The following is a 13,871-nucleotide window of genomic DNA, read 5'->3' on the forward strand; positions in this document are numbered from 1 at the left end:
GGCAGACGCCGTTGGCCCCGCGCGCCCGCGCTCGATATGACAGGGGGCCGGGCCGAGCAGGCCCTCAACCCTTCATCAAGGTGGCGTGATGAGCCGGATGCGGAGCGCGGGTCGGCGGTGGCTGCTGCTGGGACTCCTCGGGGCCGCGACCCTGGCGGGGTGTCGTCACTCGGGCGAGCGCGAGGAGAAGGCGGGTGATACCCGCTGCCCGGAGTCACGCGAGCTCACCTGTCTGGGCGGGACGAACTGCACCATGGACCGCGAGCGCGGCTGCCAGACGTGCCAGTGCAGGAGCCAGAACGTGCTCGAGCCCACCGACTACCGGCGGCCGGAGGCGATGACGCCGGAGCGGCGTCAGTAGGTCGTCACGGTGGGCCGCCCGCGCGCAGGCCGTGTCAGCAGCCGAGCACGGGATAGTCAGCGGGGCGCAGGAGGAGGCGCCACGCGTTCCCCTCGCGGAAGAGCAGCCCGGTGACGGCCTGCCCCTTGAGCCCCACGCGGACCAGGTACTGCGTGTCGCCGCCGACTTGCAGCGAGGCGACGAGGTCCGTGCTGGCCTCGCCGTAGTCCGCGAAGCTGACGACGAGGGGCCGCCGGTCCACGTAGAGCAATGAGGCGGCGGGGGAGTCAGCGGGCGCGAAGGGCGTCGGCCCCGGGAAGCACTCCAGCCGGGTGAAGGGCCCCTGCCGCTCCTGGGTGCAGGTGTCCAGCGGGACGCGTGTGTCGTCGCTCCGGCCATCGCGGCGGGCCTCCAGCGTCACGTGCCCCTCCAGCGACGTCTTCCACCGGTAGCCAGGGGCGGGAATGCCCTCGGGCGTGAAGGGGTCGGCGCCTTCGTCCACGGGGCGCTCGAAGGTGTCAGAGGTCCACTGCCCGGGGACAGGGCGCTCCGGTGCCGTCCTGGGGGCGGGCAGGCTCACCGTGCCGGTGACGGTGCCCGCCAGGGCCACGAGGTGCTCGCCGACGTCCGGCGTCCCTTCCGCCTGTGTGTAGACGCCCACGGTGTGGCAGACCGGCGGCAGGCCCGCGTCCTCTTCTCCCGTGCACACGGACTCCGTCCGCTGGAAGCGCGCCACCGCCAGGCCCCGCGTGCCGACGAGCGTCATGACCTGGAGCCGTGAGGCCACGTCCTCCGGCGCCTGCTCGCCCAGGATGACGCGGGTGGTGCGGCCGGAGACCGCTTCAAGCTGATACGGCGCGGTCCACCGCTCCTCGGCGGCGGCCCCGAACGAGGCCAACGTGACTCCCAGCACCATGGCGTAGCGCATGACATCCTCCTGATGCTGGCTGGGATAGCAATGCGTGTACCAGGGCCTGGCGGCTCGGACCGCGGCCGGCCAGCCACACCCTGGCCTCGGGCCGCCCACCGTGGCGCCCTTCGAGGGTGTGCCGCCGCGAACGCGCGAATCCGCCGATTCGGCGTGAAGCCGCGCCCTCCCGAGTCCGGGAGCCGCCGGTTAGCACTTCTCCATGACGAAGCGGGCGGCATGGACGACGCGCCGTGAGGCCCTGGCGCTGGCCGGGCTGGGATTGGCCGGTGCCGCGCTGCCCCTGGGCTGCAGACACGCGATGGACGCGACGAGGACGGACGACATGGAGCGCAAGGACGTGGTGGACGTGGTGGTGGTAGGTGGTGGCCCGGGTGGCTTGAGCGCGGCGCTGGCGCTGGGGCGTGGCCGCAAGAAGGTCCTGGTATGCGACGCGGGGACGCCCCGGAACGCGATGGCCGAGGAGGTGCACACCTACCTCACGCGGGATGGCATCCCGCCCCGGGAGTTCCGGCGTGTCGCCTGGGAGCAGCTGCGCCCCTACGACGTGGCGCTGCGCGAGGCGCGGGTGCTGGACGTCGAGCGCGCCGGGGCGGTGTTCCGCGTGGCGCTCGAAGGGGGCGACGTGGTGGAGGCGCGCCGGGTGCTGCTGGCCACGGGGATGGTGGACGTGATGCGCGAGCTGCCCGGCTACGGCGACCTGTGGGGCAAGGCCATCTTCCAGTGCCCGTACTGCCATGGCTGGGAGATTCAGGACCGGGCCTGGGGTGTGCTGGCCGCGAACGAGATGACGCTCGACTTCGCGGTGATGTTGACGGGGTGGACCCGCGACCTGGTGGTGTTCGCGCTGGACGGCTTCGAGGTGCCCGCCGACAAGCGCGCGCTGCTGGAGAAGGCGGGGGTCCGGCTGGAGACGCGGCGCATTCGTGGCCTCATCTCGGCTGGGGAGAAGCTGGAGGCGGTGGAGCTGGAGGACGGCGCCCGGGTGCCTCGGGAGTTTCTCTTCGACCGTCCCGCCCAGCGGCAGTCGCCGCTCGTGCTGCGGCTGGGGCTGGAGCTGGACGAGGACGGCTTCGTGAAGCTGAAGGGACCGGGCGAGACGTCGGTGCCGGGCATCTACGCGGCGGGGGACCTCGGCACCCGGATGCAGGCGGCCATCGCGGCCGCGTCCGCGGGGATGATGGCGGCGGGCATGGTGAATCATGCGCTGAACCTGGAACGGGCGGGCGCCGCGCATGGACCTGCTCAGGGTTGAGCCCGGGCGCTTCGCTCGCTACGAAGGGGCGATGCCGTCCGAGCCACAAGCGCCGTCCTGTGGGCCCGATTCGTCGTCGTCGCGCCTGGACTTCGAACAGGGGCGGCTGCCGATATGGGCGGGGCGCCTTCATGGCCATCACCGGGCCGGGCGCGCCACCTCCGTGCACGCCTACGCTGTCGTGATGTTGGTGACGCGAGGCGAGTCGAAGATGCGGCACGCGGGGGACCTGGTGGTCAGGGCGGGAGACGTCCACCTGATTCCGCCCGGGGACGCGCACGGGGCCGGCGCCTCGAACGCGGAAGGGTGGGGCGTGGCCTTCCATCCGGACGCCCTGGGCGAGGACGGTGGGGGCGCGAGTCGCCTGGGGCCGTTGCTGCGGGTGCGCCAGGGCTGTCACCCCGTGCTGCGGCCCTCGGTGCCGCAGCGCCGGCGGCTGACGCGGTGGATGCGGCTGCTGTCGGAGGAGGTGGCGCGCGACGAGCCCGGGCACGAGGAGGCCGCGCGCTCCCTGCTGCGGCTGGTCCTCATCGAGCTGGAGCGCATGACGGCCCAGACGGGCGCAAGCGAGCCGCCCTCCCTGGGCTTGAGCCGCAAGGCGCTCACGTACATCGAGACGCACTGCCTGGAGCCGCTGTCGCTCGCGCAGGTGGCGAAGGCGCTGGGGCGCTCCTCCGCGCACGTCGCGGGCGTGGTGCGGCAGGAGACGGGCCGCACGGTGGGCGAGTGGATTCTGGAGTGCCGGATGGCGGAGGCACGCCGCCGCCTGCGTGGCACGGATGAACGCGTGGACATCATCGCGGAGCGCGTGGGCTACGCGGACGTGACGCACTTCATCCGCCAGTTCCGCCGCGTCCACGGGGTGACGCCGGCCGCGTGGCGGCGCAAGGCGACGGCAGGGGCCCCATGAGCTGTCCCCGCCGAAAGTCACGGAGGGGGATGCCGGGACGTGCGGGGGTGAAGTAAGGGTTCTCCCTGGGCCCGGAGCCGAGGGAGAGCCATGAAGAAGGCGCTGGTCATCGTCGTTGGCGCAGCCGTGCTGCTGCTCGTGTTCATGTTCGTCGCCGGCGAGCAGCCGCCGGGGCAGCCGGGCGCCAGCGGTGGTGAGGGTGGACGCCAGCTGGACCTGTCGGGCTTCGACCCGGCGCGTGTCTCCGGCCTGGAGCTCTCGGGGGGCCGCCGCGCCACGCTGCGGCGGGACGGCGGTGGGTGGACGGTCGCGGACCCGGGCTCGCCGGAGCGCCGCTACCTGGCGGACGAGGCGATGGTGAAGGGCGCGCTGGAGTCCCTGGCCCGGGCGGCGGGCGCGAAGTTCGTCGGCGGCAACGCAGACCGGCTGAACGACTTCTGGCTGGATGACGCGCGCGGGCTGAAGGTCCGCATCCTCCAGGAGGGCCGCCCTCCGCTGGAGCTGGTGCTCGGGAAGGATGGGGCGTCGAACGGTGGGACCTACGTGCGCAAGGCGGCCAACGCGGACGTCTTCGAGCACCCCACGCGGCTGGGCTGGTTGTGGCGCCGGCGCGTCATGGACTGGCGTGACGCGCGGTTGGTGCGGGGGGCGCCCGAGGACTTCACGCAGCTGGTGTTTCGTGTCGGGGACGACGCGCCGGTGACGGTGACGTCGAGTGGCGCGGCGGGCGGCTGGCGGCTCGCGGAGGGGACGCAGGTGCCGGAGGGCTTCCGGTTCAGCGCGCGCGCGGCCGACCAGGTCGTGCGGGACTTGTTGGAGGTCGAGGCGCAGGACGTGCTCGCGGGGGAGGCCGCCGCGGCGGCGAAGGCCGCGCTCGCCCAGGCGCATGACACGGTGGAGGCGCGCCTGAAGGATGGGAAGACGGTGGTGCTGCGGCTGGGCCGCGCGGCGGAGGCCCAGGACACCGTCTTCGTCCAGTTGGAGGGAGATGCGCGGGTGTACGAGGTGTCCGCGGTGTCGGCGGCGCAGGTGCGCAAGCGGCTGGTGGACTTCCGTGACCTGCTCCTGCTGCGGTTCGCGTTGGAGCAGGTGAACCAGGTGCGCATCCAGACCGGTGACACGACGGTGGTGGTGGCGAAGGACGCGCGGGGCTGGGTGCTGCGTGAGCCCCAGTCGCCGCCGGAGTCCTTCCGGTTCGACGCGTCACAGGTGGAGGCGCGGCTCGTCTGGCTCCAGCGGCTCGAGGCCTCTCGCCTCGTCGATGGAGCGGTGCAGGACGCGCAGGCGGGCCTGTCTCCGCCCGTGGCCTCCGTGGAGGTGCGCGAGGAGGGCGGCGCCGTGCAGACGCTGTGGCTCGGGAACGAGGTTCCGGACGCGCCGGAGGGCTCCCAGGAGGTGTACGCCCGAGGCTCGCGTGACGGCTTCACCTATGCCGTGGAGGACAGGGTGCGCGCCTGGGTGTCGCGGGGCCTCGCGCTCTTCAGTGGGCCGTAGGCCCCACTGCGGGCTGCCTTCGAGGCGCTGCGCGCTCAATGTGTGGCAATCTCCCTATTGATGGAGGCTCTGAGGAAGAGCCTTCCGTGACGGATGATATCCGTGGTGAGTAGGCCGGAACTTGGGCTGGCAGCGACCGCGGTCGAACTTGAGGACGACGCAGATGAAACCAGTCGGCTTCTTCATCCTCATGAGCCTTATGAGTGGATGCCTGCACCTGCGGTCCAGGACGCCAGTCGCGCCGCCCGAGGTCTCCGCCGGCATCCAGTTCCCGGAGTGGACGAAGGAAGCCTCATCCACCGTGGATGGCACTCAGTTGAAGGCGCTCCAACTCGCGATGGAGGACTTCCTGCCCCCCGGAACGAGGCCCCCCAGGAACGCGGATGCCATGACGCAGTGTCTCCATCGCATCGAGACATATGACGCCTGGCTCCAGCGGGGCGAGAAGATGACCTTCGTCCACTTCACGCCCAGGGAGCAGGAACGCTGTGGCTTGCAGCCGGAAGTCATGGACCCCGGCGCGAGCTATGCCATCAGTGATGACGGCGTCATCTTGACGCGGGACTGAGCCGGGCGCGGCCTATGCCGCCCGCTCGGCCGCCCGCGCCTGCCACGCGGCGACGAAGTCCGCGAGCCCGTTCAGCTGCCGGTCATTCAGCGTGGACTGCCACCGCGCCTGCCGCAGCTCGCGGTACGCGGCCGGGGCCTCCCAGCCACGCGCCACCATCACCGCCAGCCCCACCAGCGGGCCCCGGCCCACGCCGTGCTCACAGTGGGTGTACAGCGTGCCGCCCTGCTCCAGCCGGGGCAGGGCCCACTCCACGCCCCGCATCACCTGCTCCACCGACGGCGGATAGCGGTCCGTCACCGGCAGGTTCAGCAGCTCGATGCCCAGCGCCTTCAACGCCTCCGCGTCGTCACAGCGCTCACCCCGCACGTCAATCACCGCGGTGATGCCGCGCGCCTTCAGCTCCGCGTACCGCGAGCGAGGCACCGCGCCACCCACGTACAGCCAGTCATTCACCCGCGACACGTTCAGCCCGCGCCCCGGCAGCTTCGTGGTCCACTCCACGCAGCGCGCCACCGAGCGCAGCACCTGCTTGCGCACCCAGCCGCGCACACCCGGCACGTGGTGCACCTCCCGCAGCAGCGCGAGGCTCACAGGTCGCCCTCGAGCGTCACTTCCATCAGCCCCGTCACCGGCGCCTTGCCCTCGCGCTCCAGCACCGCCCGGTGCAGGTACGTCACCGGCGAGCCCACCACCGTGCGCACCAGCCCGCCCAGCACCGCGCCCAGGTCCTCCACCGGCGCGCTGCGCTGCAGCAGCGACGTGGAGCGCAGCACCATGGCGGAGGCGCCATCCGCGAACAGCTCCACCTTCCACGAGCTGCGCTCCTTCACGCCTTCCCGCGCCAGCGTGAAGTGCTCCAGCGAGCGGGCCTTGGCGCCTTCCTCCCACGCGTACACGGGGCCGTATTCACCGTCCTGGCCCTCACGCGCCAGCAGCACCAGCTTCTCGCCGCCGCGCAGCGCCCGGAAGCGCACCCACCGCTTCGCCAGCTTCGCCGGCGCGATGGTGGAGCGCGTGTGGTCCGCGTACCCGCCACCCGTGTAGACGACGTCCTCGCCCTTGGGCCGCCGCACCGTCGCCTTCAGCGCGCTGAAGGCCAGCGTCACCTCGTGGTGGTAGCGGTTCTTGCCCACCTCCACCTCCGTGCCTTCCTGGCCCTGGGGCGTCATGGGCGCGGCGTACTCCAGCAGCACCCGCCCGCCCTCCAGCGGGACCTCCACGCGCGTGGTCCCCTCCGCCGAGCGGGCCGAGCACGGCCCCATCTTCAGCGTCGACGTCTTGGCGTCATGGCTCCAGTCGCGCGCCTTGACCTTCGTCTGGGCGGACCAGGCCTTCTGTCCTGGCGTGAGCACCGTGGTCCGGCACAGGCCGATGCGCGAGCCGGGACCGATGTTCGTCACCGTCAACTGCACGAAGATGAAGGTGCCGCCGTCCAGGTCGCCGATGAAGGTGAAGTTCTCCCCGTAGTTGTCACTGGGGGACACCTTCGGCTCCAGCACTGCGCCCGCCGCCGCCACCGAGGGCAGCACGAGCGCGGTGGCCACCGCCAGGCCCTTCAGCACCTGGAAGCGCCCTTCAGGCCGCATGGGGACGCTGCTCCATGAGCGGGTCCTCGGCAGCCGCCGCCTCATTGTTGAAGACGTAGTCACGCTGCAGCGGCAGGTTCCACGCGAAGTACACCACGCCGCGCACCAGCCACCACCCCAGCGCATAGGCCAGCTGCGGGTGCAGCGTCAGCAGCGCCACGCCGCCCGCGTTGAGCAGCGCGCTGGTGCCGCTCACCACGGAGTAGCGCGCCAGCTGCCGCCCCACCGCGCCGGTGCTCTTGAAGGTGAGCACCCGGTTGATGGAGTAGTTCACCACCGCGCCCAGACCGCAGCCCAGCACCGTGGCCCAGGCGGGCAGCATGCCCACCCACTCCACCAACGCCAGCACCAGCGCGAAGTCCACCGCCGTGGCCAGCGCGCCCGCCAGGGCGTTGAGGCCGATGATGGCCTTGCCAGAGCGCGCCTCCTGACGCTGGGGCGCCAGCGCCTTCACCAGGTTGCGGAAGCGGGAGAGCGCCGTGACGTTGCTCATGACGGCGACGAACACCAGCCCCACCACCGCCAGCCAGTGCATGGGGTGCTTCTCCTCGGGCCAGAAGACGGCCTCCAGGATGGGCGACAGCGCCGTGCCCGCGCCCATGAAGAGCACCCGCTCCAGCCGCTGCATGGCGCCGTCGCGCACGCTGACGCCCAGGCCCTCACCCTTGGCGCGCACGTAGGGCACCAGCGAGGAGCCGAGCAGCGCCATCAGCGCGGGCAGCAACACCCAGGTGTCCCGGTAGTACCAGGCCAGGCCCATGAGCATCGCCGAGTCCACGTACCGGTCCAGCACCGAGTCCAGCGCCGCGCCCGCGGGGTTGGCCTCCTTGCGCGTGCGGGCGATGCGCCCGTCCATGACGTCCAGGATGCCCGCGAACAGGAAGAGCCAGCCGCCCAGCGCGAAGCGGCCCGCCGCCACCGCCACGCCGGACGACACGCCCAAGAGGCCCGACAGCATGGACAGCGCGTTGGCCGGCAGGCCCGAGCGCAGAATCACCGCCCACAGCGGCTGGATGATCCAGAAGAAGTAGTGCCGCAGGAAGAAGCCCACCAGCCCGGTGCTGCCGCGCTTGAGCGTCTCCTCGTCGCGGGGGATGCCCTTGAAGGCGCAGCGGATACAGAAGACGAGCAGCCCGCCCAGGAAGTAGGTGCACGCGACGATGGCCGGAGCCAGCGCCGTCCAGATGCGGGCGGACGGAGACAGGTTTCCGGTCAACCACGCCATCAGGTTCTCAAGCACGGGTGTCTCCTCTTGTAGTCAACGACACGGCCCAGGGTGCGGAGGCCGTCACGCGGGCGTAGACGCTTTCGACCGCCAGAAATGCAACCGCCGCCACACCCAGGCCCGCGAGCACGTCCAGGATGTAGTGGTGCGTCAGGTATACGGCGGAGAAGGCGACGAGCAACGCGAACAGCCCGGTGGCGATGCGCCAGGCCCAGCCGCGCGACCACACGAACATCATCACCAGGAACGGGTACGCCGCGTGCAAGGAAGGCATGGCCCCGAACACGTTGGTGCTGCGCGAGTAGAAGCCCGCGAAATAATGAATCCCCAGCAGCGCGTCGAAGCGGGCCGTGCCCGCGGGGTTGGGGGGCGCGGCCAGGTCTGCCGGTCCCGGGCCGTACTGGAGCACGTACCAGGGCGGCGCCGCGGGGTAGAGCACGTAGATGACGACGCCAATCGCGTTCGCCGCCAGGAAGCCCCAGCACAGCCGTTCGAAGAGCGAGTCCTTCTTCACGAAGAAGAAGAGGGCCAGGATGAAGACCTCGTACAGGTACGCCGCGTAGGCGAAGCCGCACAGCAGGTCCAAGGCCGGGGTGAAGCGCGTGGCCCACCATTCGGGCCAGTGGGTGCCGCCGGGCGCCGGGAACCACTGGCGCTCCAGCTCCCACAGGTCGCCCGTGTGGATGGGGCCCCGCAGGAACAGCCAGAGGCCCTGGCTGTCCAGCAGCATCCCGGTCAGCCACAGCGCGAGCCCACCGCGAAGGAAGCGCTGAAGGCGGGGGCCCGCCCAGGCCACCCCCAGAATCAGCGCGTCCGCCGCGACGTGGTCCCACCGCAGCCGGCCGGTGGCGTACACCAGCGTCAAGTGGCTCAACCCCAGGATGGTGCAGAGCCACGTGAGCGCGGTGACCCTATTTGGAGAGCGGGAGGTCATCTCCGTAGTAGTCGAGCCCGAGGTGGGTGATGGGGTCCTCGCCCGCGACGACGCGCAGCGTGTTCTTCAGCTTGGTGAGCTGGATGAAGAGGTCGTGCTCCACCGGCAGGCCCGGCTGCGCCATGGGGCTCTTGAAGTAGAAGGACATCCACTCCTGGATGCCGCGCCACTCCAGCCGCTTGGCCAGGTCCAGGAACAGCGCGATGTCCAGCACCAGCGGGGCCGCCAGGATGGAGTCGCGGCAGAGGAAGTTGACCTTGATCTGCATCGGATAGCCGAGCCATCCGGTGATGTCGATGTTGTCCCAACCCTCCTTCGCGTCGCCGCGGGGCGGGTAGTAGTGGATGGACACCTTGTGCGCGTACTTCTTGTACAGCTCCGGGTACAGGTCGGGCTGCAGGATGGTGTCCAGCACGCTCGACTTGGTGACTTCCTTGGCCTTGAAGGCCGCGGGGTCGTCCAGCACCTCGCCGTCACGGTTGCCCAGGATGTTGGTGGAGAACCAGCCGTCCAGACCCAGCATGCGGGCCTTGAGCGCGGGCGCGATGACCGTCTTCATCATCGTCTGGCCGCTCTTGAGGTCACGGCCGGCGACGGCCACCGCCTCCTGTTTGGCCAGCTCCTGGAGCGCCGGCGTGTCCACGCTGGCGTTGGGCGTGGCGTTCGCGAAGGGCACGCCCTCCTTGATGGCCGCGTAGGTGTAGAGCGCGGTGGGGTTGATGTCCGGGCTGTTCTCGTCCAGCGCCTTCTCGAAGGCGGCCAGCGTCTTGAAGGACTCGGGCAGCGGACGGAAGGTCTCCACGCTGCTGCACACCACCATCACGGCGCGCGTCGCGTTGAGCTCCTTCTTGAAGTCGCGGATGTCCTGGCGCAGCGCTTCGATGCTCTCGCGGTGCGTCTTGGTGGCCTTGATGTGGTTGGCTTCGATGCGGCGGACGAACTCCGCGTCGTGCACGCCCTGCTTCGGCTTGATGCCCTGGAGGAACGGCTTCACCTCCTCCAGGTGCTTGTCGCTGAGCACGCCCGAGCGCACGGCCACTTCGTACGCGTCCTCACGGATGATGTCCCAGGCGCCGAAGGCGATGTCCTTCAGCTCCGCCAGGGGAACCAGCTCGTTGAGCTTCACGGTGCGCCCGTCGGTGCGCTTCCCCAGGCGGGCGGTGCCCATCTGCGTGAGCGACCCAATGGGGTGACCCTTGCCCTGCCGCGCCAGCTCGACACCCGCCATCAGCGTGGTGGACACAGCGCCCAGACCCGGAATCAAGACCGCGAGTTTGCCGTCCGGCTTCGCGACCGACCTCTTGTTTTCCATCGTGATGTTCCTTCGTTAGACGTATTCGAGTCGGCCGTATGCGGGTCGGTACGATACCGGTCGTGCATGCGGAAAATCTCGAAAGCGGATGGTTGATACTCTAAAGCGTTCGTCACTTCAACGTCATGAGCGTGGCGGCTCTTACCACCCGAAGGCGTCGCACTCATGGATCAGCCCAGCCGGAGGTACAAGGCGAGGAGATCGACGCTGTCAGAGAAACACCAGGTCGTCAGAAGGACGACATCCACGGCACACTCCTCGGACAGGTCCGCCATGGGTTCATGGTGACCCACCCTGTGTAGAGGCTGAAGAAGGTGTGAGTGGGACGGGAGGGGGCGGAGCCGTCGCGAGGCGCCGTCCCTCCTTTTATATAGGCCCATTCCGGTGGGCCCGGTCCGGCTCAGTGGGGCAGCGGGGCGTTGTCGTCCAGGTCGAGCTTCTGGTGGTCGCCCGGTGCGTAGGGCTGGCCGGTGAAGGCGGCCTTCACCATGCCGGCGAGCTGGACCATGCGACTGTTGGGCGTGTCCCAGTACTCGGCCTTCTCCACGCGGACGCAGAGCAGGGCGAGCTCGGGGTCGTCCAAGCCGTTGGGGAACCAGGCCTTGAGGGTGGGGTTCCACAGCTCGCGGGCCTTCTCCTTGTCGAGCACCAGTCGGCAACGGCCGCTCACGGAGACGTAGCGGTCCCGGGTCGGGTCCGAGTACGCGAGGTTGACGTGGTGGTCGTGCGTCACCTCGTCCACCTTGGGTGAATGCTCGCGGGTGAAGAACCAGAGCGCTCCGTCGAAGTCCCGCGCGTGGGTCCACATGGGGCGGCTGCGCAGGCTGCCGTCCGCTTCCACGGTGGTCATCATCGCGACCTTGATGCCCTTGATGAGGTCATCGAAGTGCTCGGTGACGTCTTGGGTGTCCTTCTTCTTCCTGGCCATCGCTGCCTCCCTTGGGAGCACAAGGTAGGCAGCGCGGAGGTCGGCGGGCACATGGCGGTAGGTTGGCCGCCGCCAGGGCAGGCGGGCGTGTGGTAGGTGGCCGAGCAGGAAAGCGAGGGTTCGGATGCTGAAGACGGAGTGGAACGAGTGGAGCCTCAAGGCGCTGCAGCTGGAGACGGCGGTGCTGGCGCTGGAGGAGATTGACCTGCCCGAGGAGATGCACGCGCTCCAGGAGGCGGCGGAGGAGAAGCTGCTGGCGCTGGCGCGCGCGTGGAAGGCCCGTCAGCCGCGGCGCGAGCCGCGCACGTGGGAGCGTCAGACGCTGCCCGACGGCGCGCCTCGCGACGCCGAGCTCAAGGACCTGGTGGAGGGCTTCAAGGAGGACGGCAAGTCGTGGACGCTGCTGCGCGCCACCAGCGACCTCAAGGAAGTGGTGGAGACGGTGGTGTCGGAGGGCCGCGCCTGCATGGCCGCGGGTGGCGAGTACTACCTGGGCCAGTGGGACGCGAAGGAGTCCGTGCTGGAGGTGGGCCGCGACGACGACGCGGACGAGCCCGGCACGGGCCTGGTGCTGGAGCCCACGGGTGAGCTCCAGTACACGCCGGACCCGGAGCTGTAGCCGCCGCTCAGCCCTCCAGCGCCTTCACGAGGCGGGCGCGGAGCTTCTCGTCGGGCATCCGGCCGAAGCCCGCGCGCACGTTGTCGGCGGCGTGCGAGGGCTTGCGGGTGGCGGGCAGCGGGCAGTGCACCGCCGGGTGTCCCAGGATGAACTTGAGGAACACCTGGGCCCAGCTGGTGCAGTCGATGTCCGCGGCCCAGCCGGGCAGGAGCAGGCCACCCAGGGTCGCGGTGAGCACGTCGCGGCGGGACGGGGCACGGGAGGACATGGCGCGCGATGTTAGCGGCTGCGCTGAAGCGGACGGGTGACAGTTCCGCGCGGTGCCGGTGTTCCCTTGCGCGAGCGGGGCGGTGACGCCTCCCGATGATTCCTCCTGGCCCGGGTGCTCGCGCGACGCGGGCCGGGCCGCATTCAAAACAGTCCAGGGAAGGTCCAGGCGATGAATCGCAAGGTCTCGGTGTGCGCGGGGATGATGGCGGCGGTGGTGGCGTTCTCGGCTTCGGCCTCGGCCGAGGAGACGACGGAGACGGACGCGAACGAGGTGCACATCCCGTTCAGCCTCACCCTGGTGCCCGGCCTGAGCACGTCGGGCTTCCACACCGGCAACGTGGTCAACAACGTGTCCATCGGCCTGGTGGCGACGCACGCGAAGCGGGTGGACGGCCTGGCGATGTCGATTGCTGGCAACTGGGTCGGGGAAGGTGGACTGAGCGGCGCGCAGCTCGCGGTGGGCGCCAACCTGGCCCGGGGGCCGGTGACGGGCGCGCAGCTCTCCGTGGGCGCCAACGTGGCCGGCGCGGACCTGCTGGGCCTCCAGTCCACGGTGGGCGTCAACGTGGTGCGCGGGGATGCGGAAGGTGCGCAGCTCGCGGTGGGCGGCAACATCACGTCGGGCGCGGTGAATGGCGCGCAGCTGGGCGTGGGCGTCAACATCGCGGGGAAGGGCCTGTTGGGGGCGCAGCTGGGCGTGGGCGCCAACATCGCGGCGGGGCGGGTCCACGGCCTCCAGGCCTCCGCGGGCCTCAACGTGGCGGGGCAGATGACGGGGCTCCAGATGTCCTCGGGTGTCAGCTACGCGCGGAGCCTCTCCGGCGCCCAGCTCTCCATCATCAACGTGGGCGGCGAGGTGGACGGCGCGCAGGTGGGCATCATCAACATCGCCAGCAACGTGACGGGCGCGCAGGTGGGCATCCTCAACGTGGCCCGCGAGCTGGACGGTGAGGCGGTGGGCATCCTCAGCTTCGTCGGCGGCGGCCAGGCCCATGTGCAGGCCTGGGCCAGCGACGTGGCGCTCACCAACGTCGGCGTGAAGCTGGGCGGCCGTCACATCTACTCGCTGTTCACGGTGGGCTACAGCCCCTCCATCGACGAGGACCGTCGTCGCTATGTCATGGGCGCGGGCCTGGGCGGCCACATCCCCGCGGGCCGCTTCTTCGTCGACATCGACGTGGTGGGCAGCACCGTCCACACGAAGCGGCTCTTCGACGACACGGACCATGTCCTGGGGCAGCTGCGGCTGATGGCGGGCTGGCAGGTGGCGCGGCACTTCGCGGTGTTCGGTGGCGTCAGCGCCAACACGCTCGTCACCTGGGATGACAGCGACCGCTGGAATGAGCTGGGCATCGGGCCGCAGTGGCGCCACGTCGCGGACGAGGGCCGCACCACCGTGCGCATGTGGCCGGGCCTGCTCGCGGGTGTCCAGATTTGAGGAGCCCCTCCATCTTCATCCCGGGCGCTCTGCTTTGGAGCGCACGCGCCAGGAGGTGAAG

15 protein-coding genes are annotated in these 13,871 nt (G+C 70.4%); 7 read left to right on the plus strand and 8 right to left on the minus strand.

Annotation, left to right across the window (positions count from 1 at the left end; genetic code table 11):
• The first annotated feature begins 88 nt into the window (after window positions 1–88).
• Window positions 89–361: a hypothetical protein gene (locus HV824_RS14405; protein WP_176423520.1), complete on the plus strand. Its 273-nt coding sequence runs from the start codon at window positions 89–91 to the stop codon at window positions 359–361.
• Window positions 362–395: 34 nt separating this feature from the next.
• On the opposite strand, the gene HV824_RS14410 is transcribed toward HV824_RS14405, so the two are convergent.
• Entirely contained in the window at window positions 396–1,268 is an 873-nt protein-coding gene (locus HV824_RS14410; protein ID WP_176423521.1) for a hypothetical protein, read from the minus strand.
• Between the two features lie 202 nt (window positions 1,269–1,470).
• On the opposite strand from HV824_RS14410, the gene HV824_RS14415 reads away from it, so the two are divergent.
• The 4 genes from HV824_RS14415 to HV824_RS14430 all read left to right on the plus strand — a co-directional run bounded on the left by HV824_RS14415 (window position 1,471) and on the right by HV824_RS14430 (window position 5,495).
• Window positions 1,471–2,523, plus strand: coding sequence for an NAD(P)/FAD-dependent oxidoreductase (locus HV824_RS14415; protein ID WP_176419533.1), 1,053 nt, complete (start codon window positions 1,471–1,473; stop codon window positions 2,521–2,523).
• Window positions 2,504–3,433 carry an AraC family transcriptional regulator gene (locus HV824_RS14420; protein ID WP_176419532.1) on the plus strand — a complete coding sequence of 310 codons (930 nt, stop codon included), beginning with the start codon at window positions 2,504–2,506 and terminating at the stop codon, window positions 3,431–3,433. The genes HV824_RS14415 and HV824_RS14420 overlap by 20 nt, the downstream gene beginning before the upstream one ends.
• 90 nt (window positions 3,434–3,523) lie before the next feature.
• Complete coding sequence (locus tag HV824_RS14425; protein ID WP_176419531.1) at window positions 3,524–4,927, plus strand: DUF4340 domain-containing protein; 1,404 nt, start codon at window positions 3,524–3,526, stop codon at window positions 4,925–4,927.
• Between the two features lie 163 nt (window positions 4,928–5,090).
• Entirely contained in the window at window positions 5,091–5,495 is a 405-nt protein-coding gene (locus HV824_RS14430) for a hypothetical protein (RefSeq protein ID WP_176419530.1), read from the plus strand.
• A 12-nt stretch (window positions 5,496–5,507) separates the two neighbouring features.
• On the opposite strand, the gene HV824_RS14435 is transcribed toward HV824_RS14430, so the two are convergent.
• The 6 genes from HV824_RS14435 to HV824_RS14460 all read right to left on the minus strand — a co-directional run bounded on the left by HV824_RS14435 (window position 5,508) and on the right by HV824_RS14460 (window position 11,483).
• Window positions 5,508–6,089 carry a dual specificity protein phosphatase gene (locus HV824_RS14435; RefSeq protein WP_176419529.1) on the minus strand — a complete coding sequence of 194 codons (582 nt, stop codon included), beginning with the start codon at window positions 6,087–6,089 and terminating at the stop codon, window positions 5,508–5,510.
• The gene (locus tag HV824_RS14440) at window positions 6,086–7,084 is read right to left on the minus strand and encodes a hypothetical protein (protein ID WP_176419528.1); all 999 of its coding nucleotides are present in this window, start codon (window positions 7,082–7,084) and stop codon (window positions 6,086–6,088) included. Before HV824_RS14440 ends, HV824_RS14435 begins: the two co-directional genes overlap by 4 nt.
• Window positions 7,074–8,324, minus strand: coding sequence for a GtrA family protein (locus HV824_RS14445; protein ID WP_176419527.1), 1,251 nt, complete (start codon window positions 8,322–8,324; stop codon window positions 7,074–7,076). The genes HV824_RS14440 and HV824_RS14445 overlap by 11 nt, the downstream gene beginning before the upstream one ends.
• On the minus strand, window positions 8,317–9,243 hold the full coding sequence (locus tag HV824_RS14450) for a phosphatase PAP2 family protein (protein WP_176419526.1): 927 nt from the start codon (window positions 9,241–9,243) through the stop codon (window positions 8,317–8,319). Before HV824_RS14450 ends, HV824_RS14445 begins: the two co-directional genes overlap by 8 nt.
• Window positions 9,221–10,555 (minus strand): inositol-3-phosphate synthase, encoded by a 1,335-nt coding sequence (locus HV824_RS14455; RefSeq protein WP_163777149.1) that lies wholly within the window; start codon window positions 10,553–10,555, stop codon window positions 9,221–9,223. Before HV824_RS14455 ends, HV824_RS14450 begins: the two co-directional genes overlap by 23 nt.
• 400 nt (window positions 10,556–10,955) lie before the next feature.
• Window positions 10,956–11,483, minus strand: a complete 528-nt coding sequence (locus tag HV824_RS14460; RefSeq protein ID WP_176419525.1) for a pyridoxamine 5'-phosphate oxidase family protein — start codon at window positions 11,481–11,483, stop codon at window positions 10,956–10,958.
• 124 nt (window positions 11,484–11,607) lie between these two features.
• On the opposite strand from HV824_RS14460, the gene HV824_RS14465 reads away from it, so the two are divergent.
• Window positions 11,608–12,102, plus strand: a complete 495-nt coding sequence (locus HV824_RS14465; RefSeq protein ID WP_176419524.1) for a hypothetical protein — start codon at window positions 11,608–11,610, stop codon at window positions 12,100–12,102.
• Between the two features lie 7 nt (window positions 12,103–12,109).
• Here HV824_RS14465 and HV824_RS14470 read toward each other — a convergent pair whose 3' ends face one another.
• Complete coding sequence (locus HV824_RS14470; protein ID WP_255208030.1) at window positions 12,110–12,370, minus strand: hypothetical protein; 261 nt, start codon at window positions 12,368–12,370, stop codon at window positions 12,110–12,112.
• 171 nt (window positions 12,371–12,541) lie between these two features.
• Between HV824_RS14470 and HV824_RS14475 the strand changes: the two genes are divergently transcribed.
• Window positions 12,542–13,810 (plus strand): hypothetical protein, encoded by a 1,269-nt coding sequence (locus HV824_RS14475; RefSeq protein WP_176423522.1) that lies wholly within the window; start codon window positions 12,542–12,544, stop codon window positions 13,808–13,810.
• Window positions 13,811–13,871: the final 61 nt, after the last annotated feature.

Origin of the sequence: Myxococcus sp. AM009 (genome assembly GCF_013372605.1) — a bacterium.
Classification (GTDB): Bacteria; Myxococcota; Myxococcia; order Myxococcales; family Myxococcaceae; genus Myxococcus; species Myxococcus vastator.

What these genes read in the sequence shown, in the direction of transcription:
- HV824_RS14405 (WP_176423520.1), top strand. Translation starts at nt 89, where the DNA reads ATGAGCCGGATGCGGAGCGCGGGTCGGCGGTGGCTGCTGCTGGGACTC.
- HV824_RS14410 (WP_176423521.1), bottom strand. Translation starts at nt 1,268, where the DNA reads ATGCGCTACGCCATGGTGCTGGGAGTCACGTTGGCCTCGTTCGGGGCC.
- HV824_RS14415 (WP_176419533.1), top strand. Translation starts at nt 1,471, where the DNA reads ATGACGAAGCGGGCGGCATGGACGACGCGCCGTGAGGCCCTGGCGCTG.
- HV824_RS14420 (WP_176419532.1), top strand. Translation starts at nt 2,504, where the DNA reads ATGGACCTGCTCAGGGTTGAGCCCGGGCGCTTCGCTCGCTACGAAGGG.
- HV824_RS14425 (WP_176419531.1), top strand. Translation starts at nt 3,524, where the DNA reads ATGAAGAAGGCGCTGGTCATCGTCGTTGGCGCAGCCGTGCTGCTGCTC.
- HV824_RS14430 (WP_176419530.1), top strand. Translation starts at nt 5,091, where the DNA reads ATGAAACCAGTCGGCTTCTTCATCCTCATGAGCCTTATGAGTGGATGC.
- HV824_RS14440 (WP_176419528.1), bottom strand. Translation starts at nt 7,084, where the DNA reads ATGCGGCCTGAAGGGCGCTTCCAGGTGCTGAAGGGCCTGGCGGTGGCC.
- HV824_RS14450 (WP_176419526.1), bottom strand. Translation starts at nt 9,243, where the DNA reads ATGACCTCCCGCTCTCCAAATAGGGTCACCGCGCTCACGTGGCTCTGC.
- HV824_RS14455 (WP_163777149.1), bottom strand. Translation starts at nt 10,555, where the DNA reads ATGGAAAACAAGAGGTCGGTCGCGAAGCCGGACGGCAAACTCGCGGTC.
- HV824_RS14460 (WP_176419525.1), bottom strand. Translation starts at nt 11,483, where the DNA reads ATGGCCAGGAAGAAGAAGGACACCCAAGACGTCACCGAGCACTTCGAT.
- HV824_RS14465 (WP_176419524.1), top strand. Translation starts at nt 11,608, where the DNA reads ATGCTGAAGACGGAGTGGAACGAGTGGAGCCTCAAGGCGCTGCAGCTG.
- HV824_RS14470 (WP_255208030.1), bottom strand. Translation starts at nt 12,370, where the DNA reads ATGTCCTCCCGTGCCCCGTCCCGCCGCGACGTGCTCACCGCGACCCTG.
- HV824_RS14475 (WP_176423522.1), top strand. Translation starts at nt 12,542, where the DNA reads ATGAATCGCAAGGTCTCGGTGTGCGCGGGGATGATGGCGGCGGTGGTG.